The following is a 23469-nucleotide window of genomic DNA, read 5'->3' as shown; positions in this document are numbered from 1 at the left end:
CGCCGTCGGCGCATGCCGGGCGTGAGTCCAACTACCGTTTTCGTTTCCTTGCCGGAGTAGCTTGCTCATGATGAAAACCTATATTTTGTCGGCGGGTGTCGTAATCGTGCGCATCTATCCCGCAGAGCCGCGTTATCTGTTGCTCCGCGCGTTCCAATATTGGGATTTCCCGAAAGGCGTGGTGGAAGAGGGCGAAGACCCTTTGGCCGCGGCGCAGCGCGAAGTATTCGAGGAAACGGCCTTGACAGAACTGAACTTCCGCTGGGGCAAGGGTTATCTGGAAACACCGCCTTACGGTGCCGGCAAGATCGCTCGATACTATCTGGCCGAATCTCCCGGCGGAGAGGTGCATTTACCCGTCAATCCGCTACTGGGCAAACCGGAGCATGACGAGTTTCGATGGGTGACATTCGAAGAAGCGGATAAGCTGCTCGGACCTCGTCTCAGGCCGATTTTGAACTGGGCCGATTGGCTCGTCACGCGCGAAAGGCAGGACGGCTAATCATTTTTGGGCTAAACATTACGGTCGGAACCAGGCGAGTTTCTCCCGTAACCTGACGACGCTTCCGATGATGAGCAGCGTCGGGGCCTTGACGCCGGAGCGACTCACGATTTCCGGCAAGGTTTTCAAGGTTCCGGTAAAAACCGACTGATGCTGAGTGGTCCCTTGTTGGATGAGAGCGGCAGGAAGGTCGGCCGGACACCCATGTTGAATCAAACGCGAGCAAATCTCCGGCAATCCTTGAAGACCCATGTAAAAGACCAGCGTCTGTCCTGGTCGGGACAACTGGTTCCACTCGATGTCGATGAGTCGGCCGTCTTTCATATGGCCGGTCAGGAAAGTACAGGATTGGGCGTGATCGCGATGGGTCAGCGGTATACCCGCATAGGCGGCGCAGCCGGAAGCGGCCGTAATTCCCGGGGTTACTTGGAATGGTACCCCTTCGTTCATCAGGGTTTCGATTTCCTCTCCACCGCGTCCGAAAATGAACGGATCTCCGCCTTTGAGACGGACGACCCGTTTGCCCGCTTTTGCGAGATCGGTTAGGAGCTTATTAATTTCGGCCTGAGGGAGCGTGTGCCGGTTGCGCTGTTTGCCCGCGTAAATCTTTTCGGCGTCGCGCCGGACAAGCTGAAGAATTTCGGGGGAAACGAGGCGATCGTAAACCACTACGTCGGCTTCCTGCATCAGGCGCAGCGCCCGGATGGTTAATAAATCCGGGTCGCCCGGTCCGGCACCGACCAAGTAGACCATACCGGAATGCGCGCTTTCGTTGCCTGAAGTCTCGGCTGTAATGGCTTGTTCCAGGTGTTCGGTCGCTTGTTCGTCCCTTCCGGCGAAAACCAGTTCGGCGATCGGGCCGGAGAGAACGTTCTCCCAAAACCTGCGGCGTATTTGCGGATCCTTGATCGCTTGCTTGACACGGGTCCGGAAATCAGCTGCGATCCTGGCCAAGCGGCCGTAGGCCGGCGGTATCAGCGATTCGATTCGCATTCGGAGAATCCGAGCCAGGACGGGCGAGGCGCCACCCGAGGACACCGCGGCAATGATCGGGGAGCGGTCGATAATAGCCGGGAAGATAAACGTGCAGAGAGAAGGTTGGTCGACGACGTTTACGAGAATGTTGTGTGTCCTTGCCGCCTCGGCGACCTGTGCGTTGAGAATGGCATCGTCGGTCGCCGCCACGATTAGCCTAAAGCCGCGTACGTCCTGAGGTTGGAATACCTTGGGAATTAGAGTTACGCATCCGGAGTCCCGCAGTTTTAGCACCAAATCGTGAAATGTTGGAGCCAACACGCTGACTTGCCCGCCGGCTTGAAACAGAGTTTCGGCCTTGCGGGCGGCGACCGGCCCGCCTCCCACAATCAGACAAGGTTCATTCTTAAGATTGAGAAATATGGGCAAATAATCCATGTCGTGTGGTTTTGCTAAAATGGCCCGGTTCTCACGGGCTTTCGAACGGGTATCGGTGAATGGTGCAAGTCGATTTTGAAATAGACACCTCAGGATTGATGTGTCCTCTGCCGCTCTTACGATTAAAAAAAGCTTTGCAGTCGATGGAAACCGGTCAGGTAATCCGAGTCCTGGCCACCGATCCGGCCTCTGTTCTGGACTTTGGAGTTTTTCTGGAGCAGGCTGGACATCAAATGTTGGACCAGAGGGAGGAAACCGGCGTTTTCTTTTACTTGATCCGCAAGGCTTGATGCGTTCTTTTCAGTCGCCTGGCATGGTCTTCCGGACAGGAACCGTTGCGGAGACTTATAACCGGCCAGCTGTTCCGGGCGGCAAATGTCTCAAGCTTCTCATCAGGATCCACGGCAACGGGGAAGCCTACGAGCGAAAGCAGCGGCAGATCGTTGTGTGAGTCGCTGTAAAACCAGCTATTCGCCAGGTCGTGATCGTTCTCCCCTAACCATTCTTTCAAACGTTGCACCTTGCCTTCACGAAAACACGGAGTGCCCACGAATCGGCCGGTGTAATGGCCGTTCTCGAGTTCCGGTGTCGTAGCGATGAGATGTTCGACGCCGTAAAGCCGGGCGATCGGCTCGGTCACGAAGCGATTGGTAGCGGTGATAATGATCGGGACATCGCCCGCGCGGCGGTGTTTTTCAATGAGTGCCGTGGCAGCCGGCAATAATATCGGTCTGATTTTCTCTTCAATAAAGGCGGCACGCCATCCGTGCAGAGCATCAAGCTGATTGTCGGCCAAAGGGCTTAAGGCGAACTCCAGAAACTCGACGATATCGAGCGTACCGTTCTTGTAATCCTCGTAAAACCGGGCATTGGCCTCTTCGTAATGCTTTCGGTCCACGATTCCCTTCTCGACCAGAAATTGCCCCCACAGATAGTCGCTATCGCCACCTAAAAGGGTGTTATCAAGGTCAAATATTGCCAGACTCACGCGTTTCCTTTAAATTCGATTCGAATGCTTGCGCAGAAAGTAAAAAGCTAAAAAGGATCAACTGAGTGCTGCAAAGCCGTAAGCAAGTCTCAACGGCGACGCTCGGATATCGGTCAGATCCAGCAGGCTGGGATTATATCACCGAGGACAGTAGTAGGATTTAACTCTAACCATGATCGACGCGGATGGTTATCGCCTAAACGTGGGTATCGTTTTGTGTAATAACGATGGCCGTGTGTTCTGGGCAAGGCGGGTCGGCATGCGTTCCTGGCAGTTTCCCCAAGGCGGTATAAAATTAAATGAAGCGCCGGAAGCTGCAATGTACAGAGAATTGTATGAGGAAGTCGGGCTGAAGAAGCACGATGTGCAACTCATCGGACGAACCCGAGATTGGTTGCGTTACGATCTTCCTGAACGTTATATCCGAAAACATTCATTTCCGCTTTGCATAGGGCAGAAGCAGCTCTGGTATATCCTGCGGTTGTCCAGCGAGGAGTCCAAGATTCGCTTGGATTGTAGCGAAAGACCGGAATTTGATGCGTGGTGTTGGGTTGATTATTGGTACCCGGTGAGTGATGTAGTGTATTTCAAACGACAAGTCTATCGTCAAGCATTAACGGAACTGGGAAATTATCTGACGCCGGGAACAGTTTCAACCAGTCCTGCTGATTCGTTGGCCGCTGGCCGAAAAACCTAGCGCCGCGAAAACCGATTTTGAACTTCCCGCTTTTGGAGTCTACGCGCTATTTTCCGTTTGTCGCGCGTTTCATCACGCTAGCCATTTTTCTATTCACTTCCAAAACGGCGGCTTCACAAGCCGTAGTTGTACACCCGAATGCTCCCGTTTCCGAAATCAGCCAACAGGAGGCTAGGGCATTATTCACAATGTCACAGCGTTCATGGCGGGACGGAACTCCTGTAGTCGTGTTCGTACTGCCGGACAGCAGCCCAATCCACAAAGAGTTTTGCAAGAAACATCTAGGAATGTTTGCACACCAGCTCAGACAAACCTGGGATCGCAAAGTGTTTTCCGGTACCGGACAAGCTCCCGAAACTGTATCAACTGTCGAGGAAATGCGCACGTTGATTTCGAAGACACCCGGAGCAATTGGCTACCTACCCGATGCGGAAATCGACCGCAGTGTACGCTCGATTACCATTCGTGAAGGCACCCAATGACAAGTTTATTCCGTCCCAAGAAGGTCCGGTTTACGGTCGTTTCGCTAATTTTTTGTAGCTGCCATAACGCGTTTGCCGATTGGAAAGATACTTTCCAATACCACGGCTTTATTAGCCAAAACTTTGTTTTGACCTCCGAAAATAATTTTTACGGAGACAGTAAAGACGGAAGTTTGGACTTTACCGAGGCTGGGTTTAACGTCTCATTGCGTCCATTGAGCCGCTTGGGTTTGGCGGCCCAAGTGTTATACCGTCGCGCCGGAGAGTTGGAAGATGAAGAGGTGCGGTTGGATTACGGCGTACTTGATTTTACGGCTTTCGAAACTGCAGAGACCCGCGCTGGACTGCGTTTGGGGCGGGTAAAAAACCCGCTTGGATTATATAACGAGACTCGTGACGTAGCTTTTACTCGTCCTTCCATCTTTTTGCCGCAGAGTATTTATTTCGACCGTACTCGCAACTTTGCACTTTCGTCGGACGGAGGCCAAGCATACGGTGAGTATGAAAGTCCTATCGGCGCATTTTCATTACGGATGAATGTCGGAGTGCCGACGGTCGACAAGTCTCTGGAGGCATCGATGCTTGGCAGGAATAGGCCAGGTGAATTCAACGGAAATCTATCTTATCTCGGTCAGCTTCTCTACGAATACCAGAGCGGTCTCATTCGTCTCGCATTTACCGCTGCCTCGGCACGTGCGGGCTACGACTCGGGCCAAAACGATTTTTTTTCCAATGGGGATGTTCGGTTTCAGCCGTATGTCTTTTCGGCACAGTACAATGGCGAGCGTCTATCGTTAACTGGTGAATATGCATTACGCAATACCCGCCTGAAACATTTTGGCCCATTGCTTCCGAACACGGCTGCGACGGGAGAAAGTTACTATGTTCAGGGCACATATCGCCTCACCGACGAAATCGAGATGATGGTTCGTTATGATGTACTTTATCAAGATATCAACGATCGTTACGGCGAAAAGTACGAACAGCGAACCGGTAGGCCAGGCTCCAGTCGCTTCGCTAAGGATTGGACGGTCGGTCTGCGTTGGGACATTACCCCAAACTGGATGGCGCGGGCGGAGTATCATCGTGTACACGGCACCGGCTGGCTTGCGGACACGGAGAATCCGGATCCACAAAAACTCGACCCGGACTGGGATTTATTCGCGCTGGAACTTTCCTTTCGCTTTTAGCAGTTCAATGCAAACCAGTAATGCCGTCAATATCCTTTTGACGTGAACTCCAGACCTGCCGGCATCTCAGCGAGCCGCTCCACGCCGGTATCTATCGTTCCGTCGGCGTAAAGCTCAATCCATCGGTAGCCTGGAGGAGCCCGGTCGACGGCAAAATCCGGACTTAGGGGTTTGAACTGAAAGCACGTTGAAGGGGAGGCGAGTAGACGCAGCCGTCCGTATACCTCGTCCATCGCTTGATGTACGTGGCCGAATACGACGACTCGAGCGTGAGGGTATTTCTGAGTTATCGTCAAAAACTCGTCCGCATTTTCCAGCACCATGGTATCCATCCACAGGCTGCCGCTGGGGATAGGGTGATGGTGAAGCGCGATAAGGGCATAACGGTCGGAGTGTTCGGTCAGCGAAATTTCGAGTAAGCGAAGCTGTTCATCTGACAAGCGCCCGTTAGGCTTGCCGCTGATGGTGCTGTCCAGACAAATGATCTGCCATTTGTCCAGGAGTATCTGCGGGCTGACATGAACATTCTCGGACGGCAAAAGTTCTGACATGAGCCGAGGATCGTCATGATTACCCGGAAGGCAGTAGCAGTGGACATCCAAGGCGGTAAGCCGTTGTTTAAGCCGTTGATAACTTGAAACACACGGGTCCTGAACCAGGTCGCCCGTCAGGAGAGCCAGATCCGGTCGCCAAGGGGTCTGGTTGGCGCGTTCGACAACAGCCGCAAAACTCAGCTCGGTTTCCACCCCAAGCAATGTTTGGCCTTGTTCGGCAAGAAAGTGAAAGTCGGTGATGTGGAGGATACGCGCGACCACCGTTTTTCGGCTTGACGGCGCATCCGTGCTCCCGATGTGCCCGGCGCTGCTCATCTGAATCTCGGCCGCTTGGGCACGCCGTTGGGTACGGACGCAGGCACTATTTTCACTGATAAGAATGAAGCCACGGCATTGTCGGACAGAAGAAATGCGCCGTACGAAGTATGCTCACCGGTTAATGACAGCGTTGTTGCGCAATTAATAGTGTAAGAGTGAATGGACGGAGTATCGTTCCAATTTATCCCGTCCTTTCAGCTCATCGAGCTCCACGACAAACGCGCAACCGACGATTTCCGCGCCCAAAGACTCGACCAGCTCGCAGCTGGCTTTAGCCGTGCCACCGGTAGCCAACAGATCGTCTACCAAGAGAACCTTGTCTTCGGGACCCAACGCATCGATATGCACCTCGAGCGCAGCGGATCCATATTCGAGGTCGTAACTAATGGTTTGCACGTCATAAGGGAGTTTTCCGGGTTTTCGAAGAGGGATGAACCCTACGCCCAACTCCCAGGCGACCAACGAGCCAAAAATAAAGCCGCGCGCTTCCATGCCGGCGACCGCAGTGATTTCCCGGCCGAGGTATGGGTGCAACAAATGGTGCGCCGCCAACCTCAATGTGACCGGATCCTTGACTAGAGGCGTGATGTCCTTGAAGAGAATGCCCGGCTTTGGAAAATCCGGAATATCCCGGATGGCCGCTTTGAGCTTTTCCATATCATAGGCCTCGCGTGGCCACCGTAACACGGGGCGAAGCCGGCTTCAGGGCATCGAGGTTTCCCACGTACTGCTCGATGGTTTCCGTGATGCCATCGGAATCCAGGCCGCAAAGCGTCAGTAATTCTTCGCGACTGCCCTGATCGAGAAATTGGTCCGGCAGACCGACATTGAGTACGGGAACATAACATTGGCGAGATTGCAGTAGTTCATTGACGCCGCTGCCGGCCCCTCCGGCGATGGCGTTGTCTTCGACCGTCACGAATATTTCATGAGTCTTCGCCAATTCCAGAATCAGCGCTTCGTCCAGCGGTTTCACGAAACGCATGTTAACCACGGTAGCGTCAATCCTTTCTCCGGCTTCGATCGAGGGGGCGAGCAAAGTCCCGAACGCGAGTATCGCGATCCTTTTGCCGCGACGCCGGATTTCACCTTTACCTATCGGAAGAGCGGTCATCTCAGCGACAACCGAAACGCCGGGACCTTTGCCTCGGGGATAACGGACAGCAGCGGGACCATTATGCTGGAATCCGGTGAAAAGCATCTGCCGGCACTCGTTTTCGTCGGCCGGCGCCATGATCACCATATTCGGAATGCAGCGCATGAAGCTTATGTCGAAACTTCCGGCGTGAGTCGGTCCATCGGGGCCAACCAGCCCGGCGCGATCGATGGCGAACAGGACAGGCAAATTCTGAAGCGCTACGTCGTGTATGAGTTGATCATAGGCACGCTGCAAGAAGGTCGAATAAATCGCGACCACGGGCTTGTAACCTTCGCAGGCCTGGCCGGCTGCCAAGGTTACTGCGTGTTGCTCGGCGATTCCGACATCGAAATAACGGTCCGGAAACCGAGTCGAGAATTCCACGAGCCCGGAGCCCTCCCGCATGGCAGGCGTGATACCGAGCAGGCGATTATCCCTTGCAGCTATGTCGCACAGCCATTGTCCGAATACTTCGGTGAAGCTCGGGCTTCCCGGTTTGGACTTCGGCAGATGATCTTTGCTGAGATCGAAGGAGGAAACACCGTGGTAAGCGACCGGGTCTTTCTCGGCCGGTAAATACCCTTTGCCCTTCTTGGTGACGACGTGTAAAAACCGGGGACCGGGCAAATCCCGCAAATTACGCAAGGTCGGAATCAACGTATCGAGATTATGGCCATCGACCGGTCCGATATAGTTGAAACCCAATTCTTCGAACAAGGTCCCAGGGGCGACCATGCCTTTGACGTGCTCTTCGGCGCGGCGCGCGAGCTCCCATACGCTGGGCATGCTTCGCATCAGAATCTGCTTGCTGCCCTGCCGCACCGTCGAATAGAACTTGCTGGAGAGAAGCCTTGCCAGATAATTATTGAGCGCTCCAACATTGGGCGATATGGACATCTCGTTGTCGTTGAGGACGACGAGTAGATTGGCGTCTAGCACGCCGGCATGGTTAAGCGCTTCGAACGCCATGCCGCCCGTCAAGCCGCCATCGCCGATGATAGCAACGGCATGAGTGTCGCGCTTACGAAGCGACGCGGCAATCGCCATTCCGAGCGCCGCGCTGATCGATGTGCTCGAGTGACCGACGCCGAAACAGTCGTAAGGGCTTTCATCCCGATTCGGAAATGCGGAGAGTCCGTTCTTCTTGCGAATGGAAAGCAACCTTTCGCGGCGGCCGGTCAAGATCTTGTGGGGATAAGCCTGGTGGCCCACATCCCAAACCAGCTTGTCTTCAGGCGTGTCGAAGACATAGTGCAACGCGATGGTGAGTTCGACCGCACCCAATCCGGCTGCCAAATGACCGCCCGACTGACTTACGCTGTCCAGCAAAAAAGCGCGCAGCTCCTCAGCGAGTTGAGGTAATTGATCTTCGGGTAGGGCGCGTAAGTCCGCGGGACTGCCGACGGTTTGTAGGAGAGGGTATTCGTTCGCTTTATTCATTGATGTTGTGAGGCTTCAAACCAGGCTTATTCGCGGGTAAAAGATGATCCTGAATCAGGCATGAGCCGACCAATTATGAAACTCGAAGTTTTAGCTTTCAAGGATAGTTTGTTCTGCGGATGCTGTTTCAAGGAAGCGATATAGCTTTCGCCGTAAGGGCTTAGGCGCGCCGTTCGATAATGAAAAGCGACAGCGCACGCAGGATTTCGCCCTCGGCACCAAGACCGGATAACGTGTCCAAAGCCTCTTCATGGAGCTCGCGCGCCTTTTGCTTTGCGCCCGCCAATCCCAAAAGTGCGGGGTAATTGGGCTTGTTATTGTCCCGATCTTTGCCTTGGGTCTTGCCCAAAGTCTGGGTATCGCTTTCTTCATCCAAGACGTCGTCCTGAATTTGGAATGCCAGGCCGATGCACTTGGCGTAATGGTCCAGTTTTTCGGCGATGTCACCATCGAGCGACGGATTCGCCAGAGTCGCCAGTTTGACGCTGGCGCGAATCAGGGCTCCCGTCTTTCGAATGTGCATATTCTCCAAGCTCGGCAGATCCAGAGTTTTTCCAACCGAATCGAGGTCTATGGCTTGACCGCCGACCATGCCGAACGATCCGCTCGCCGTTGCTAAGGTCTCGATCATCGCAAGCCGGCTACCGGCAGGCACCGCAATGGACGGATCGTGGGACAGAACGTGAAAAGCCAGCGCTTGCAGGGCATCTCCGGCCAGGATCGCCGTTGCTTCATCGAATGCGATGTGGCAGGTCGGTTTGCCGCGCCTCAGATCGTCATCGTCCATGGCGGGCAAATCGTCGTGGATCAGCGAATAGACGTGGATGAATTCCACGGCGCAGGCGGGGCCATCGAGGCATTCCCAGGGAACGCCGACGGCTTGCCCGGTCGCATACGTCAACAAAGGACGCAGTCTTTTTCCGCCTCCCAAGACGGAATAGCGCATCGCTTGATGCAAACGCTCGGGCATTCGGCTTGCCGCCGGCAGCCTGAGATCCAAGGCCGATTCTGCCCGTGCCTGGCAGATCTGCATGAAGTGATTCAAATCGGTTTCAAGATTCATCGGCAAAGGGCTTTAAGGTAGGTTCTCCGTTTTCTTCCAGCAAAATCTGGACCTTTTGTTCAGCTTCTTTCAAGGCTTTTTGGCAGAAACGGGTCAATCGAACCCCGCGCTCGAACAGCTTTAGCGATTCCTCCAAGGGAAGGCTGCCTTGTTCCATACGCTCGATCAATTGCTCCAGTTCGGCCAGGGCCTCTTCGAAATTCAGGTTCTTTTTGGCCATATCGGCGTATCCGACGGACGATTCCAACGCTTCGATTGAGAGCGAACGGCCATTATCTCAGATGTTGGAACTTGATAAAAATAGTCGGATTTTCGTTCTATCGCTCGACTGATTCGCATAGAGTGACGAAAGGGAGGTCAAAAAACGTCCTATCGATCCGAATTGGCCGCTTTCGAGACTACTTAGCCGACGCTTACAGGGGTGTCGCTTAGACCGCCCCATTCGGTCCATGAACCATCGTAGACGGCGACGGATTCACGACCGAGACAATACAAGCCGAGAGCGAGTACCGATGCGGTTACGCCTGTTCCGCATGTGGTGACGATCGGCTTCTCGAAATCGGTGTCGGCATCCTCGAACTCTTTTCGGATCTCGGCAGCGGGCTTCAAACACTGCGTCGACTCGTCGACCAGCCTCTTGAAGAAAAGGTTCTTGCTTCCGGGAATATGGCCCGACCGAATGCCGGGACGAGGTTCGGGTTCCCTACCGGCGAATCGCCCAGGCGAGCGGGCATCGATTATTTGCGTCGCGGTGCTGCCGATCAGTGCTTTCATTTCGTCGAGATTCCGGACCAAGCTAGGGTCGAACGTGGTCTTGAACGGTCGGGTTTCGGCGGTGACGCGGCTTGTATCGACGGGGAATCCCTTCGCTTTCCAGTTTTCCAGTCCGCCATCCAGAACCGACACTCGATCATGGCCGAACACGCGGAAGGTCCACCAGACTCGGGCCGAAGCCATGAAGCTGTTGTTGTCGTAAATGACGACATGGGTCTGATTAGCGATGCCCAGTTGACCGACCGATGCGGCAAAGAACTCGGGGGAGGGCAGCATGTGCGGCAGCGAATTGCCTTGGTCGGCAACGGCGTCGATATCGAAGAATCGGGCTCCCGGAATATGCGCAGCGAAATATTCCTGCTCTGCATCGCGCCCTTGGTTGGGAAGGAAAAATGTGGCATCGAGTATGACGATGTCGGAGGTATGAAGGTGCTTAGCGAGCCACTCCGCACTGACCAGGGGAGATTGCAGGTCTTTTTCCATGATTGGGTCTCTATCCTCTAAGAAGCAAGCAGGTTAACGAGCACCTGCTCGTAAACCTTTGAAAGCTTGTCGATATCCTCGATACGTACGTGTTCGTTGACTTTGTGAATGCTGCCGTTGATCGGTCCCAGTTCGACGACCTGTGCTCCCGTCGGCGCGACGAAACGCCCGTCGGAGGTGCCGCCGCCGGTGTCCGGACTTGCGCGTCGCATAAGAACTGTTTCAAGCGCCTTTTGCGTGGCCTCGATCAGTTCCGGTTGGGGCGTCAGGAAGGGCGCGCCGGATAGCCGCCAGTTCAGCTCGTACCGCAAACCGTGTTTGTCCAAGATGGCGTGAACGCGCTGTTTTATCTGATCCTCCGTCAATGCCGTCGAAAAACGGAAGTTGAACAGGACCTCGAGCCGTCCCGGAATCACGTTTTCGGCGCCGGTTCCGGCCTGAATATTAGATATCTGGAAACTGGTGGGCGGAAAATACTCGTTGCCTTGGTCCCAGACCTCGCTGGTCAACTCCGACAAGGCGGGCGCGAATCGATGAATCGGATTTTCCGCTTTGTCCGGGTAAGCCACGTGGCCTTGCACGCCGAATATGCGCAGGACGCCGCATAGCGATCCGCGGCGACCGATACGGATCACGTCCCCTAGCGAAACGAAACTGGAGGGCTCGCCGATGAGACACCAGTCGATTTTTTCATCCCGATTCTTCAACGTTTCGATGACTTTGACCACACCGTTCGTCGCCGCGCCTTCCTCGTCACTGGTGAGAAGCAGGGCAACCGAGCCTTTATGATTGGGGTACCTGCTGACGAATCGCGTCAGCGCCGTGGTCATGGCGGCGATGCCGCTTTTCATATCCGCCGCGCCTCTTCCGTAGAGCTGACCGTCGCGAATAGTGGGTTCGAAGGGCGGCGAGTTCCAGTCCTCCGAAGGACCCGCGGGCACTACATCGGTATGGCCCAGAAAACAGAGCAAGGGTTCCGATTCGCCTCGCCTCAGCCAGATGTTTCTTGTATCGGCGAAATTGAGCCACTCGGTTTTGAAACCGTAGGGTTCCAGCTTGGCAGCGATCAAATCCATGCAGCCTGCATCGTCGGGCGTAACCGAAGGGCGCCGAATCAGCTCGACGGTCAAATCCAAGGTATCGCTCATAGTGTCTTTTCGTACTGCTCCGGCGAAAATCCGCTCAAAATTTTATTGTTTGCTTTCAATACCGGCCGCTTGATCAGTGTCGGGAGCCGAACCATCAATTGCAGCGCTTTTTCGCGGTTTAGATCCAGCCGGTCGGCATCGGAGAGTTGGCGCCAAGTTGTGCTCCGTCGGTTAAGGAGCAATTCCCACCCGAGAGCGCGTTCGATGTCTTCGAGGACGGATAACTCCAATCCGTCCTCCCGGAAATCGTGGAAACGGTAGATTAGGCCGCGCGCATCTAGCCAGGCGCGCGCCTTCTTGCATGTATCGCAGTTTCGAATGCCGTAGAGAACAATCATGGGTCGAACTCGATGTCTTCGATACTGGAAATTCGAGGCTCCTTACGGCCGTCCGATTCGACCAGATACAAGGGCTCCTTGCGGACAGCCGAAGCAATGTTTTGTTTGATTTCCATTGCGTCGTAAAACGGTCCGGCTTCGATTCGCACCAAAGGCAGACCAGCGGCGTCGCAGACCGCTCTTAAGGGATCAGCCGGTGTTGCGGCGGTTCGCTTTCCGGATACGGAATGTTCGTAAAGTTCCAAAGCGCAAGCGACGGATAGATCGGTTTTACCGCACAGGACAAAATCGAAACATCGGTCGCCAACTTGCTCGAAGGCTTTTCTTGCGCCATCGCTTGCACCTTCGTCGCGTTGGGAAATGAGCTCGATTACGGGAATTTTGCCAAAAATTTCATAGTCGTCGCCGACGGCCTGTTTTAGGGCGAAAAAGAAAACCCGTTCTTCGGACGAAAACAGAAAATCCTCTCTGCGATATGCGGATTTTCGTGCCTTTTCGGACGATCTCGACGAGCTTCGGACGAACAGCAGCAAGGCAGCAAGAGCGGCGATCCCGACAAGAATCAACCAATTCATTCATTTTCTCCAAAACGCCGTGTTCCCCAAGAGCGGATCTCGTCGGAAAAGCGCCGGGCACCCATCCATCGAAAAGAGCAGCAAATGCTGGAAAGGACAACTCGGCTCGAATATTTACCAGGGAGCTGGTAGACGATGATTGTTTAGTTTGCCGCGCATTATACCGAAAGCGGTTACCTCGTGTGACAGGTCGAAACAGGCAGCGATCCTGCTTGTCGAAGCAGAAGATCTCGATGCGGTGGAAAGAGCTGCAGTCGACCCGTCCTTATCCTTTGCGACTCGCACGAGCTACCGGCCGGGGCGCGAAAAAATAAGTTTCAAAGGATTTTTGCGAAACTTGACGGAATCGAGGCGGGAATTCTGTCTATATAGGCAAGAGAGACTTTCTACGTGAAGCCGCGCGGGTTTTATGGAACTGTTCCGGCAAAAAGAGACCCGACATTTCTGCCGGGTCTCTTGCCGCATGCACTGATGTTGGAGGCACAGTTAGAGCGGCAATAGCAGGGTAGCGCATAAGAGGAATTTTACGCAAGCCGTGCAAATACCCTGAAAGTCGAAAGTCTCTCATGCCTATTGGAACTCGGTTTGAGCGGCGTCGTTTTTTGTGCTCTGTAAGCCGGGTCACGAGGCCGAAGATTGAGCTTATTGGCTTTTTTCGATCCGCGCATTCTGCTCATAAAAGAGGATGGATGCTCTCAGTTCAAAATCAAAGAGCGATTGTCTAGTCGAGACACATCGTTTGCGCTCGGTGCCGCCGGGATATTTCCTACGCCCGACGGACGTCTCTCTCAATCCAAGCGAAAGGAGGCAATAATGGCGTATCGAACACTGGTAGTTCTCGCGAGTGTTGTAACGCTTTCCGCGAGCGTTGCAGTCACGGAGGCTCAGGAGCGGAGCCAGCAACGTTCGCAAACACAGGAACAAATCTATGGCAAGCAATTGATGACAGAGCAAGAGCGTGCCGAATATCGCGATAGAATGCGCGGCGCTAAGACGGCTGAAGAGCGCGAGCAAATTCGCAAGGAGCACCATGAGCGTATGAAGGAGCGCGCCAAGGAGCGCGGAGTGACCATTCCCGACGAGCCTCCGGCCGGAAGAGGTGGCGGTATGGGGCCTGGCGGAGGAGGAATGGGCCCTGGCGGAGGAGGAATGGGCCCTGGGGGTGGCCGTAACCGCTAGCGATAGTTCGCGTAGAAATTATCCTGCACCGGCCCCGCTCAAGGGGCCGGGGGATTGCGACAATCTCTCGAAGACGCAGGAGGCGACGATCGAGGGCTGTTCCGCGCGAATAGGGCATTAGCGGACGGGGCGCGGCGCTACTGCGACCCTTCAAATCGGAAACCGTGTCTCGGAGAGCGCCGGCGCCGCTCTTTCAATCGCAAACGAGCCTTTCTGCTGGCGCCCAAGCTCCTGCTTGGTGCCTTATCGCCTTATCCGAGAAGCTCTAGCTTTTTCCCGTAGCCGCTGCTAATCGAGACGCAGGGGCTTGTCAACATGGGTTCTCCAACGGTCGTTTAGGAACCAGCGCACAGCACTTGAATCGTGTATCTTCTCGACGCCTGGAATATGGCGTGGCCACCTTTTTCCTCGCGGTGGAAACCCGGCCGGATGACCGGACATCACTGAGGCCGGGCATCCTTTCCCGCCGGTGGGGCCGTCAGCTGCCCGGTCCGGGTTCGGCCTTGTTGAGGAGGGTGCCGAGGAGGGGGGTGGTGTTGAGGTGGGCGAGGGCCTCTTCGAGTTCGGCGTGGGTGGTGCGGCCGGCCTCGAGCACCAGCAGGGCGGCGTCGACATGGGGGGCGAAGGCGAGGGCGTCGGCGGTGGTCAAGTGGGGCAGGTCGAACACCACGATGCGGCTCGGATAGCGGTGCTTCAATTCGTCCACCAGGCGCGCCATCTTCGGCGAGGCGAGGAGTTCCGAGGCATCGGGCAAGGGCCGGTGGCCCGGCAGGACGACGAAGCGGCCGATGCCCTTGGGGTTGATCAGCAGGCGCTCGATCGGCACATCGTCGAGGAGATAATCGCTGAGCCCGTACTGGGGGGTGAAGCCGAACGCGGTGTGGACGCTCGGATGGCGGAGATTGGCATCGACCAGGAGGACGGTCTGGCTGACGTCGAGGGCGAGGCTCAGGGCCAGGTTGATCGCGGCGACGGTCTTGCCCGCCTGGGGGGTGGGGCTGGTGACGGCGAGCGCGTTCCAGCCGCGCTCGCGGAGGATCTGCAAGACCTTGGTGCGGAGCACCTTATAGGCATCCACATAGGGGCCGGGCGGGTAGCCGGCGATGAGACGCTGGCGGCGCAGCACCTCGCGGCGGACCTCGATCGAGCGGGTGGTCGTGTACTCGATCCGCTCGGCGGGCGCCGGGGCCGCGGGCGATCCGCCGCGCGGACCGGGGGTGGGGGTTGCGAACGAAGGGGCAATCGATTCCATCACGGGCACTCCGGGTAAAAAGAGAGACAGGGTTAGCCGAGGGCGGTGTCGAGCTTCCGAAGACCCCGGAACCAGAGCACATCCAGCGGGGTCCAGAACCAATGGATCAGGCACACGGTCAGGAGCAGGGCGCCGAACCCGAGGCCGGCCAGGATCAGGCGCTGGCGGCTCTGATCGATTGCGAGCTCATCGGTCGTGAGATACGGGACCACCGCGAGCGGGGCGGTGCCGACCAGGGCGGCGACGGCCCGGGCGGTGCGGACGGTCTGATCGAAGGTGGTGCGCAGCGCGATCGTGCCGACCGCGGCGGCGAGGCCCAACAGCAGGCCGAGGATGACGATCGCCGGGCGGTTCGGCTTGATCGGCTTTTCCGGCAACAGGGGCGGCTCGATGATGGAAAAGCGCTCGCCCTTGCTTTTGCGCTCCAGCTGCTCCCCGATCTGGGCCTCCATCTGCTTCGCCCTCAATTCCCGATAGCGGTTGGCGGCGTTCTCGTAATCCCGCATCAGGGCCAGATACTGGCGCTCGGTGTCCGGCGTGCGCTGCAGCCGGTCCTGGTAATCGGCCAGCTTCGCCGCGAGCTCGAGCCGGCGCTGTTTGAGCGCCTCGATCTCCTGGCGGGTGCTGGCTTTCTGGGCGGACAGATTCACATAGGCCGGATTGTCCGGCTGGCGGGCGGCGATCGCCCGCGCCGTCGTCTCGGCCGAAGGCTCGGCCAGGGCCTTTTCGTAAGCGGCGATCTTGGCCGTGACGGCGACGACATCGGGGTGATCGGGCGCATGGGTGTCCTCGAGCACCGCCAACTCCCCCTTCAGATGCGCGAGCGTCTTGACCGTGTCGAGCGCGTGATCGACCGGCCCGAGTTCGCGCTCCAAGGCCTCGATCTCGCGCCGCGCCTTCACGACATCCGGGTGCTTATCGGCATACCGGCTGGTCAGGGCGACCAACTCGGTCTCAAGGTGCTTCAACCGGTCCTGCTTGCTCAGAATGCGCTCCCCGGTGCCCGATACGATCGGCGTCTCCGGGGCGATTTGCGAGAGCTCCGCGTCCAGATAAAGGGCGCGCTCCTGGAGCGTCCTAAGCTGCAGATCGAGCGACTGAAGCTCCTGCTCGGTCTGCTGCAGGAACTGCAAATTCAGCGCCTTCTGCTCCGGCAGGGCGTACAGATGGGCTTCCTTGAACTGCGCCAGCGTCTGTTCCAGCTCGGTGACGTAGGCCCCGATCTGCTCGACCTCCTCGGTGAGGAAACCGGAGGCTTCCTGGGTCTTCTGGGTGCGCGTCTTCAGATTCTCCTCGAGATAGAGCGAGGTGATCTCGTTGGCCACCCGCTGCACGGTATCGGGATGGCGGCCGTCGTAGGACAGGCTGAAGGCGATGGTGGCCTTGGTCGGATGGCCGGAGCGGGGATCGATGACCTCCGCGCTGATCGGCTGGAAGGCGATATCCTCGCGCATCTTTTCGACGATCTCGTCGGTGGTCTTCTTCTGGCGCTCATTCGCATAGAGATCGAATTTCTCGACGATCGCGAGGAGATGCGCGCGGGTCATCACCCGCTGGCTGATCATCTGCAGCCGCTCGGCGGCATAACTCGTGATGGTGGAGCGGACCAGGTCGGACGGGATCTCCTGCTCCTCGATCAGAATCGTCGCGGTCGAGCGGTAGGTCGGGGGCAACAGCAGCGCGGTCAGGACGCCGAGCGTGAACAATCCGCCCAGAATCGCGCCGAAGGCGGCGCGATGGCGGCGAAAGGTGGCGAGATAATCGCTGAGTGCTTTTTCTTCCATTGATCGGTCTCTCAAACTCAAAACTGGAATGGGTCGAAGTCGTACTTGAGCGTCACAAAGACGGCATGGGCCTCCTGACGGCCGGAAAACAAACCGCCGCGCTCCCCGAGATCGCGGAGGGTGTACTGATACGACGCGCCGAGGCGCCAGCGCTCGGTCACGGCATAAGACAGATCGCCGCCGATCCGGTAATACGCCTGGGTCAGGCGATCGCCGTTCGCATCGGGCAGCGACTGATCGGTGTAGGACAGATTCAGGGCGGCGTTCAGGCGCTCCGACACCTGCCGGCGGGCCGTGACCGTCACCCGATCCGACTCGAACAGGGTGCCGTTGATCGAAGGGCTGATCTGATGGGCGTAATTCAGCTCGACGTCCCCGGTGTCGAAGCGCTGCCGCGCGCTCGCGGTGACCAAGGGGCCGAACTGGCGGTCCTTGAGCGTGACCGTCTCCCGGACCGTGACCGGCACCAGCAGCAGCGGGTCCAGGCTGACGATCTGAAAACCGTCGAGGCGCAAGGTTTCCAATTGAGTCTCCGAATCGCTGAACTGACCGCCGCCGGAGACGCCGACCTCGAGCGTCTCGGTCAGGGCGTACTGAAAGCCCGCCAGGGCGTTGAGATAATCGATCGCGCGCCGGTCGGCGCGATAGGCGGTATAAGCCAGCGTCCCCGAGAGCAACAAGCGTTCGGTCAGCTGATGCTCGAGTCCGGACGACGCCGTATGCGCGGTCGAACTGACAAAGGCGAACCCAGCCCGGGCCTCGTAATCCGAGGCCTGATACGCATAGCCCAGGGTCAGCCGGGTGCGCTCGTCCAGCGCATAGGTCCAGGACGGGGCGACGGTGGTTTCAGCCCGCTGCACGCGGGTCAACACGATTCCGACCAGGACATCGGACTGCGACGACAGCAGGGCGTCATCGGTATGGTTCACCGTGAGCGCCCAGCGCGACCGCTCGGTCGCATAATGGGCATCGAGGTCCAGATACTGATTCTGGGTGTCGATGGCGTCGATCGGCGTATAAAAAAGATTTTGCAGGCGCGCCCGGCTCTTCACCTGCCAGTGAGGCTCCGCCGCGACGAGCTGGGTGGTGAAGCCGAGATCGGTGCCGAAGACCGCCTGAGGATCGAGCCGGTCCGGCAACAGCTGGATATTGGAATGATACTGCTGGCTCACGCTGGCCGCCGCCTCGAGGTGCCAGTCCACGCCGAAGCTCGGGCGGGCGACGGCCATACCGAGCCCCACGCCGGCCCAGGCCAGCCGCTGAATCGTCCCCCGCATGCTCAGCCGCCTCGCGCGCGCCTGGGGCCGGCCGGATCGCGCCTCACGCGGACCCGGCGCCTCAACGGACAACCACGACGTCGCCGTTCATCAGCAGAATGTTCTGCTCCAGGTCCTCGCCGGCGGCCACGGCATCGTAATCGAACGGCAGGGGCGTGGTCTGATCGCCCCGTTGGCGAAGGATGGTGATGTCGTCGCGGTCGGCGAACGGGTTGAGCCCGCCGGCGAGCGCCAGGGCGTGCATCACGGTGACCCGGCCGGGGGTGACGAACTCGCCGGGTTTATTGACCTTGCCGACCACATAAATCTTCTGGCTGGTGGTGATCACCGACACCGAGACGACCGGGTCGGCGAGGTACTCGCTCAAGCGTTCGGTGACGGTGGCGCGGACGTCCTCGACGGTGAGGCCGCCGGCCGCGAGGTCGCCGACCAGGGGGAAGGAGAGGCCGCCGTCGGCGCGGACCAGGACCTGTTTGGTAAGGCCCTCCTCGCGCCACACCGAAATCTCCAGCACGTCTCCGGGGACAATGCGGTAGTCCTGTGGCATTTGCAGTAGTGGTGCGGGATTTGCCGCATCCGCCGAGACGCTGCCGGCGGCGATGAACAGTACGATGAGCGTGAATAGTTGTCGATACATGCTTGTTTTACTGGCATAGAGAACGCAACTTACGTGCAAATTAGGGGCCAAGATGGATCGGCATCAAATTTGTAAGCAGGCTCACTCTCACTGTTGTATTCCACGGAGTTTGTTATGAAGTTCAGATTGACTCGGTCCGTTCCGGCCTGGGTGATGGTGGCCTGGGTGTTGACCGCGTGCGGCGGGGCGGAGGAGCGCAAGGCCGCGCACCTGGCGCGCGGCCTCCAGTATGTCGAGGCGCAGAATCTGGACAAGGCCAAGGTCGAGTTCAAGAACGTCCTGCAGATCGACCCCAAGGCCGCGAGCCCCTATTTCTACCTGGGCCGGATCGAAGAGGACCAGAAGCACTGGCGCGAGGCGTTCGCCCTCTATCAAAAGGCGGTCGAACTCGACCCGACCCACCGCGACGCCCAGCTCAAACTGGCGAAGTTCTACCTGCTGGCGAAGGACGCCGCGAAAGCCCAGGAACTCCTGGGGCCGGTGGCCGAGGAACGGCCCTCGGACCTCGAAGTGCGGATGCTGAAGGCGGCGATCGCGAACCTCCAGGGGGACAGCGCGTCGATGCGGGCGCAACTGGAGGCGATCGTGGCGGAGCAGCCGGCCCGGCCCGACCCCTATCTGGTGCTGGCCCTCCATTGGGCCCAGCAAGGACAGCCGGCCGAAGCGATCGGGGTGCTCGAAACCGGGCTCAAGGTCCAGCCGAACCAGCCGGCGCTGCTGATGGCGCTGGCGAGGCTGCACCAGCAACAGGGCCAGGCGGAGGCGGCGGAAGAGACCCTCAAGGCCCTGATCGCGGCCCAACCCGACCGCCTCGAACACCGGGGGCTGCTGACCGAACTTTACCTCAAGCAGCGTCGCTTCGACGCCGCGGAAGCAACGCTCCGCACCGCCCAGAAGGATTTCCCCGACGACCCGAGAGCACCGCTGTGGCTCGCCGAGTTTTTCGTGAAGCGCGGCGACGGGGCGCGCGCGGTCAGCGAACTGACCGCGGTCATCGCGGCCCGCCCGACGCACACCGCCCTGCGTTTCGGCCTTGCCCAGGTGCACCAACAGCTCGGCGAAGCCGATCAGGCGGAAAGCGTCTACCGCGCCCTGATCGCCGACCACGAAAACCAGCCGGACGGCTTCAAGGCCATGACGCAGCTGGCGGAGCTTTTGGCGAAGCGCGGGCGGAGCGACGAGGCGCGGGACCTGGTGAAACAGGTGCTGGCGGAAAACCCCAAAGACCATCCGGCGCTATCGCTTGAAGGCCGGCTGGCGCTGGCGCGGCGGGAAGCCCAGGACGCCATCGCCGCGTTCCGGGCCTTGTTGAAAGATCAGCCGGAGTCGACCGAGGTGCTGACCCGGCTGGCCCAGGCCTATCTCCTGGACGGCAAGCCCGCCCTGGCCCAGGAACAGCTGGACAAGGCGGTGGCCGTGAATCCCGCGGACTACCGGCTGAGGAAACTGCTGGTCGAATTCCTGGTCGGGCAGAAAAACCCCAGCCTGGCCCTCGACAAGCTCAACGAATTCCTCAAGCAACAGCCGAAGCACCTCGACGGGCTCAACCTCAAGGCGGACCTGCTGGTGGCGAGCCAGCAGACGGACGCCCTGGAGCCGCTCCTCAAGGAGATCAAGGACCGCTTCCCCGATAAAGCCGTCGGGCCGTTCCGCCTGGGCCAACTCTACCAAAGCCGGAAACAGCCCGAGGCGGCGCTGGCGGAATACGAAACGGCGCTTTCCCGCGCCCAAAACGACTACGAGCCCTTGAAGGCCATCGTCGGGCTCCACCTCGCCGCGCAGCAGCCGGAGAAGGCGCTGGCGCGGATCCGGAAAGCCCTGAAGGACGATCCGAAGCACCCGACCGCCCACCAGTTACTGGGGCTCTACCATCTGGCGCGGAAACAGGAGACGGAGGCCATCCAAGCCTTTGAGCGGGCGATCGAGATCCATCCCCAATGGCGGCTGCCGTACCACAACCTTGCCGCGGTCCATGAGCAGAAAAAGGACCTGAAGGGCGCGGCGGCGGCCTACCGGCGGGCGCTGGCGGCGGCGCCCGAGGACCGCGCGGCGCGGATGGGACTGGCCAGGGTCCTGGAGCGCAGCAAGGACTGGGCGGGGGCCATGGCGGAATATGAGGCGGTCCTGGCCCGCAACCCGAATGACGCGCTGGCGCGCAACAACCTGGCCGCCCTGCTCAGCCTGGATGCGGCCGACCGCGACAAACTCCAGCGGGCGCTGGCGTTGGCCCAGCGGTTCGAGACGGCGACCGAGCCCGCGTTCCTCGACACGCTCGGCTGGATTTACCGGCAGTTGGGCGAGTTGACGACGGCGCGGGGGCTGTTGGAAAAGGCCGTGGCGCAGGCGCCCGAGGTACCCATTTTCCAGTATCACCTCGGCATGGTGTACCTCCAGGCGGGCGATAAGGCCCAGGCCAAGGAGCGCCTGGAAAAGGCCGTGGTCAAGGACAGCGATTACCTGGGCCTCGAGGAAGCGAAACAGGCCCTTGCAGGCGTTTCCGAATGACAAGCTTCATACAGCGCGGTTATGCCGCCATCCAATCCCGAAACACGGCAGAAGCCGCCACGTGGTTCGAAAAGGCGGTGGCGGAAAATCCGAAAGACGCGCAGGCCAAGGCTTGCTTGGGACAAGCCTTATGCTGGCTGGGCAGACGCGATCAAGGCATCGTCCATTTGCGCCAGTCCGGTCAGTTATTGCTGAAAAAGGCGCGCAAGAGCCGGGACATCGGTTTGCTGCTCGGGCTTACCGAGCAGCTGCAATTCTGGAACGATTATCGGGGATCGCTGGAATTGGCGAAACAGGCGGTGCAGATCGATAGTTCGCAGGTTCGCGGTTTTCAACTGCTGACGCTTGCCCACTCGAGGTTGAATCAGAACAAATCGGCATTGGCGGCTTGCCGGCAGGCGGTCAAACGGGCGCCGCATAGCGCTATGCTGCAAATTTTATTGGCGAGCCTGGAAACGGCCGACGGGAGTTGCGACGAAGCAAAACAAAGGCTCGAAAACGTTTTGAAAGGTTTTCCGACGCCTGAAGAAAGATTCCGGGCGCATAAGGAATTGGCGCGGATACACGACAAGCTCAAGGCATACGACCAGGTGTTCGGCCATTTGCACGCTGCCGCGGATGCGTCCGCCTTGCTGCCGGAAGTCAGAAAGCAGGATGCCGCTCTAGTTCCGAATTTGATCAGAACCAACACCGCCGGTTTTACTCGGGAACTGCTGGCTCGCTGGTCGGAAACCGCGCTTCCGCAGGATCATCGAGCGCCCCCGGTGTTCCTCGTGGGGTTCATGCGCTCGGGGACTACGCTCACTCAGGAAGTTCTGGATGCCCACCCGGATGTTTTCGTTGCCGACGAAGCGGACTTGATTTTCGCCTTGGGAAAGGAACTGGACCGCATGTCCGGGTCGACCGGGACGACGCCCGAACAGCTTGGGAAGCTCGATCTGGCCGGCGTGACGCATTTGCGCCGGTTCTACTGGAACCGGGCGCGGGAACGGTTCGGAGACAAGATCGACACACGGATTTTCGTGGACAAGACTACGATGAATACCATCGATTTGGGACTCATCAATTGCATTTTTCCGGAGGCCAAGCTTGTTTTCGTCATGCGCGATCCGCGCGATGTGTGCTTGAGCTGTTTCATGCAGACCATGATTCCGAACCCCTCTACCGTCCAACTGCTGAGCTGGAAGGGAACGGCGGCCTTTTACGCGCAGGTCATGGAGTGGTGGATGTGCATGAAAACGCGGATGACGCTGGATTTCGTCGAGTTCCGATACGAGGATGCCGTATCCGGATTCGAGACGACCTTCCGCGAAGTGTTCGCCTTTCTCGGGCTTTCCTGGGATCCGGCGGTTGCCGATTTTCACAAGCGGGCGGCGGGAAAATACATCAATAGCCCCAGTTTCAACCAGGTGGCGCAGCCGCTTTACGCCTCGTCGGTCGGGCGCTGGCGATATTACGAACCGGAGTTTGCGCCGGTGTCCGAGATCCTCATGCCGTTCGTCGCCGGCTTTGGATACGATCCCTGAGGATTTGAGACATATTCGTTTAGAGCATTTTCCGGCTAGGCTAGCGCCCCCAAGGCGCAGTAGGTCGGCAATCCTTTGCCGACACGACGAGACATCTTTGTCGGCAAAGGATTGCCGACCCACGATTATAGTGTTGGCGTGGAAGCTGGCTTCAGCCGACGATAACTCCAAATCGCTTTCAATCCGGTATTCATTTTTGCCGGGCG

23 protein-coding genes are annotated in these 23469 nt (G+C 58.2%); 8 read left to right on the top strand and 15 right to left on the bottom strand.

Annotated elements, in window-relative coordinates; all coding sequences use genetic code 11:
• The first annotated feature begins 67 nt into the window (after positions 1–67).
• Positions 68–502, top strand: coding sequence for a bis(5'-nucleosyl)-tetraphosphatase (locus ACR2R1_RS04870; protein WP_086134606.1), 435 nt, complete (start codon positions 68–70; stop codon positions 500–502).
• An 18-nt stretch (positions 503–520) separates the two neighbouring features.
• Here the strand turns inward: ACR2R1_RS04870 and cysG are convergent, their stop codons facing one another.
• Complete coding sequence (gene cysG, locus ACR2R1_RS04865) at positions 521–1915, bottom strand: siroheme synthase CysG (RefSeq protein ID WP_434112897.1); 1395 nt, start codon at positions 1913–1915, stop codon at positions 521–523.
• A gap of 59 nt (positions 1916–1974) precedes the next feature.
• Between cysG and ACR2R1_RS04860 the strand changes: the two genes are divergently transcribed.
• Positions 1975–2205, top strand: a complete 231-nt coding sequence (locus tag ACR2R1_RS04860) for a sulfurtransferase TusA family protein (RefSeq protein WP_077731333.1) — start codon at positions 1975–1977, stop codon at positions 2203–2205.
• Here ACR2R1_RS04860 and ACR2R1_RS04855 read toward each other — a convergent pair.
• A complete protein-coding gene (locus tag ACR2R1_RS04855; RefSeq protein WP_077731332.1) occupies positions 2184–2903 on the bottom strand; it encodes an HAD family hydrolase in 720 nt (239 codons plus the stop codon). The two genes, ACR2R1_RS04860 and ACR2R1_RS04855, sit on opposite strands and share 22 nt — an antisense overlap.
• A gap of 172 nt (positions 2904–3075) precedes the next feature.
• On the opposite strand from ACR2R1_RS04855, the gene ACR2R1_RS04850 reads away from it, so the two are divergent.
• The 3 genes from ACR2R1_RS04850 to ACR2R1_RS04840 are packed head-to-tail and all read left to right on the top strand — an operon-like array spanning position 3076 to position 5272.
• Entirely contained in the window at positions 3076–3600 is a 525-nt protein-coding gene (locus tag ACR2R1_RS04850; protein ID WP_077731331.1) for an RNA pyrophosphohydrolase, read from the top strand.
• Between the two features lie 17 nt (positions 3601–3617).
• Positions 3618–4082 carry a hypothetical protein gene (locus ACR2R1_RS04845; protein ID WP_086134609.1) on the top strand — a complete coding sequence of 155 codons (465 nt, stop codon included), beginning with the start codon at positions 3618–3620 and terminating at the stop codon, positions 4080–4082.
• Positions 4079–5272 (top strand): hypothetical protein, encoded by a 1194-nt coding sequence (locus ACR2R1_RS04840; protein WP_208110240.1) that lies wholly within the window; start codon positions 4079–4081, stop codon positions 5270–5272. Before ACR2R1_RS04845 ends, ACR2R1_RS04840 begins: the two co-directional genes overlap by 4 nt.
• A gap of 26 nt (positions 5273–5298) precedes the next feature.
• On the opposite strand, the gene cpdA is transcribed toward ACR2R1_RS04840, so the two are convergent.
• From cpdA to ACR2R1_RS04795, 9 genes are all read right to left on the bottom strand, one after another.
• On the bottom strand, positions 5299–6141 hold the full coding sequence (gene cpdA / locus ACR2R1_RS04835) for a 3',5'-cyclic-AMP phosphodiesterase (protein ID WP_133718987.1): 843 nt from the start codon (positions 6139–6141) through the stop codon (positions 5299–5301).
• Positions 6142–6285: 144 nt separating this feature from the next.
• Positions 6286–6801 (bottom strand): adenine phosphoribosyltransferase, encoded by a 516-nt coding sequence (locus tag ACR2R1_RS04830; RefSeq protein ID WP_434112895.1) that lies wholly within the window; start codon positions 6799–6801, stop codon positions 6286–6288.
• Position 6802: 1 nt separating this feature from the next.
• On the bottom strand, positions 6803–8722 hold the full coding sequence (gene dxs, locus ACR2R1_RS04825) for a 1-deoxy-D-xylulose-5-phosphate synthase (RefSeq protein WP_156881760.1): 1920 nt from the start codon (positions 8720–8722) through the stop codon (positions 6803–6805).
• Between the two features lie 160 nt (positions 8723–8882).
• On the bottom strand, positions 8883–9785 hold the full coding sequence (gene ispA / locus ACR2R1_RS04820; RefSeq protein WP_077731326.1) for a (2E,6E)-farnesyl diphosphate synthase: 903 nt from the start codon (positions 9783–9785) through the stop codon (positions 8883–8885).
• Complete coding sequence (locus tag ACR2R1_RS04815; protein WP_086134612.1) at positions 9775–10005, bottom strand: exodeoxyribonuclease VII small subunit; 231 nt, start codon at positions 10003–10005, stop codon at positions 9775–9777. The genes ispA and ACR2R1_RS04815 overlap by 11 nt, the downstream gene beginning before the upstream one ends.
• Before the next feature lie 182 nt (positions 10006–10187).
• Positions 10188–11042, bottom strand: a complete 855-nt coding sequence (gene sseA, locus ACR2R1_RS04810; RefSeq protein ID WP_156881759.1) for a 3-mercaptopyruvate sulfurtransferase — start codon at positions 11040–11042, stop codon at positions 10188–10190.
• Positions 11043–11059: 17 nt separating this feature from the next.
• Complete coding sequence (gene dapE, locus ACR2R1_RS04805; RefSeq protein WP_156881758.1) at positions 11060–12190, bottom strand: succinyl-diaminopimelate desuccinylase; 1131 nt, start codon at positions 12188–12190, stop codon at positions 11060–11062.
• Positions 12187–12528 (bottom strand): ArsC family reductase, encoded by a 342-nt coding sequence (locus ACR2R1_RS04800; RefSeq protein WP_077731322.1) that lies wholly within the window; start codon positions 12526–12528, stop codon positions 12187–12189. The genes dapE and ACR2R1_RS04800 overlap by 4 nt, the downstream gene beginning before the upstream one ends.
• Positions 12525–13103 (bottom strand): DUF2726 domain-containing protein, encoded by a 579-nt coding sequence (locus ACR2R1_RS04795; protein ID WP_086134614.1) that lies wholly within the window; start codon positions 13101–13103, stop codon positions 12525–12527. The genes ACR2R1_RS04800 and ACR2R1_RS04795 overlap by 4 nt, the downstream gene beginning before the upstream one ends.
• Before the next feature lie 636 nt (positions 13104–13739).
• Here ACR2R1_RS04795 and ACR2R1_RS04790 point away from each other — a divergent pair.
• On the top strand, positions 13740–14282 hold the full coding sequence (locus ACR2R1_RS04790; RefSeq protein ID WP_434112891.1) for a hypothetical protein: 543 nt from the start codon (positions 13740–13742) through the stop codon (positions 14280–14282).
• Between the two features lie 478 nt (positions 14283–14760).
• Here the strand turns inward: ACR2R1_RS04790 and ACR2R1_RS04785 are convergent, their stop codons facing one another.
• The 4 genes from ACR2R1_RS04785 to ACR2R1_RS04770 form a co-directional block, all read right to left on the bottom strand.
• Complete coding sequence (locus ACR2R1_RS04785; RefSeq protein WP_240502682.1) at positions 14761–15534, bottom strand: CpsD/CapB family tyrosine-protein kinase; 774 nt, start codon at positions 15532–15534, stop codon at positions 14761–14763.
• A gap of 32 nt (positions 15535–15566) precedes the next feature.
• On the bottom strand, positions 15567–17318 hold the full coding sequence (locus ACR2R1_RS04780) for a GumC family protein (protein WP_434111408.1): 1752 nt from the start codon (positions 17316–17318) through the stop codon (positions 15567–15569).
• 17 nt (positions 17319–17335) lie between these two features.
• Positions 17336–18595, bottom strand: coding sequence for a hypothetical protein (locus tag ACR2R1_RS04775; protein WP_086135646.1), 1260 nt, complete (start codon positions 18593–18595; stop codon positions 17336–17338).
• Between the two features lie 61 nt (positions 18596–18656).
• Complete coding sequence (locus ACR2R1_RS04770) at positions 18657–19232, bottom strand: polysaccharide biosynthesis/export family protein (protein WP_434101670.1); 576 nt, start codon at positions 19230–19232, stop codon at positions 18657–18659.
• Between the two features lie 114 nt (positions 19233–19346).
• Between ACR2R1_RS04770 and ACR2R1_RS04765 the strand changes: the two genes are divergently transcribed.
• Together ACR2R1_RS04765 and ACR2R1_RS04760 are read left to right on the top strand one after the other, a co-directional pair.
• Positions 19347–21737, top strand: a complete 2391-nt coding sequence (locus ACR2R1_RS04765) for a tetratricopeptide repeat protein (protein ID WP_434112889.1) — start codon at positions 19347–19349, stop codon at positions 21735–21737.
• Complete coding sequence (locus tag ACR2R1_RS04760; RefSeq protein WP_240506874.1) at positions 21734–23263, top strand: sulfotransferase family protein; 1530 nt, start codon at positions 21734–21736, stop codon at positions 23261–23263. Before ACR2R1_RS04765 ends, ACR2R1_RS04760 begins: the two co-directional genes overlap by 4 nt.
• Positions 23264–23469: the final 206 nt, after the last annotated feature.

It is taken from the genome of Methylocaldum sp. GT1TLB, from assembly GCF_051027445.1.
Lineage (GTDB): Bacteria > Pseudomonadota > Gammaproteobacteria > Methylococcales > Methylococcaceae > Methylocaldum.
This window is presented reverse-complemented; position numbering and strand designations above follow the sequence as displayed.

Bases quoted from the DNA above. Each gene is read 5' to 3' on its own strand.
- ispA (WP_077731326.1), bottom strand. From the start codon at position 9,785: ATGAATCTTGAAACCGATTTGAATCACTTCATGCAGATCTGCCAGGCA.
- sseA (WP_156881759.1), bottom strand. From the start codon at position 11,042: ATGGAAAAAGACCTGCAATCTCCCCTGGTCAGTGCGGAGTGGCTCGCT.
- ACR2R1_RS04815 (WP_086134612.1), bottom strand. From the start codon at position 10,005: ATGGCCAAAAAGAACCTGAATTTCGAAGAGGCCCTGGCCGAACTGGAG.
- cpdA (WP_133718987.1), bottom strand. From the start codon at position 6,141: ATGAGCAGCGCCGGGCACATCGGGAGCACGGATGCGCCGTCAAGCCGA.
- ACR2R1_RS04840 (WP_208110240.1), top strand. From the start codon at position 4,079: ATGACAAGTTTATTCCGTCCCAAGAAGGTCCGGTTTACGGTCGTTTCG.
- ACR2R1_RS04770 (WP_434101670.1), bottom strand. From the start codon at position 19,232: ATGTATCGACAACTATTCACGCTCATCGTACTGTTCATCGCCGCCGGC.
- ACR2R1_RS04785 (WP_240502682.1), bottom strand. From the start codon at position 15,534: ATGGAATCGATTGCCCCTTCGTTCGCAACCCCCACCCCCGGTCCGCGC.
- ACR2R1_RS04870 (WP_086134606.1), top strand. From the start codon at position 68: ATGATGAAAACCTATATTTTGTCGGCGGGTGTCGTAATCGTGCGCATC.
- ACR2R1_RS04830 (WP_434112895.1), bottom strand. From the start codon at position 6,801: ATGGAAAAGCTCAAAGCGGCCATCCGGGATATTCCGGATTTTCCAAAG.
- ACR2R1_RS04800 (WP_077731322.1), bottom strand. From the start codon at position 12,528: ATGATTGTTCTCTACGGCATTCGAAACTGCGATACATGCAAGAAGGCG.
- ACR2R1_RS04780 (WP_434111408.1), bottom strand. From the start codon at position 17,318: ATGGAAGAAAAAGCACTCAGCGATTATCTCGCCACCTTTCGCCGCCAT.
- ACR2R1_RS04775 (WP_086135646.1), bottom strand. From the start codon at position 18,595: ATGCGGGGGACGATTCAGCGGCTGGCCTGGGCCGGCGTGGGGCTCGGT.
- ACR2R1_RS04795 (WP_086134614.1), bottom strand. From the start codon at position 13,103: ATGAATTGGTTGATTCTTGTCGGGATCGCCGCTCTTGCTGCCTTGCTG.
- ACR2R1_RS04860 (WP_077731333.1), top strand. From the start codon at position 1,975: ATGGTGCAAGTCGATTTTGAAATAGACACCTCAGGATTGATGTGTCCT.
- cysG (WP_434112897.1), bottom strand. From the start codon at position 1,915: ATGGATTATTTGCCCATATTTCTCAATCTTAAGAATGAACCTTGTCTG.
- ACR2R1_RS04850 (WP_077731331.1), top strand. From the start codon at position 3,076: ATGATCGACGCGGATGGTTATCGCCTAAACGTGGGTATCGTTTTGTGT.
- ACR2R1_RS04765 (WP_434112889.1), top strand. From the start codon at position 19,347: ATGAAGTTCAGATTGACTCGGTCCGTTCCGGCCTGGGTGATGGTGGCC.
- dapE (WP_156881758.1), bottom strand. From the start codon at position 12,190: ATGAGCGATACCTTGGATTTGACCGTCGAGCTGATTCGGCGCCCTTCG.
- dxs (WP_156881760.1), bottom strand. From the start codon at position 8,722: ATGAATAAAGCGAACGAATACCCTCTCCTACAAACCGTCGGCAGTCCC.
- ACR2R1_RS04760 (WP_240506874.1), top strand. From the start codon at position 21,734: ATGACAAGCTTCATACAGCGCGGTTATGCCGCCATCCAATCCCGAAAC.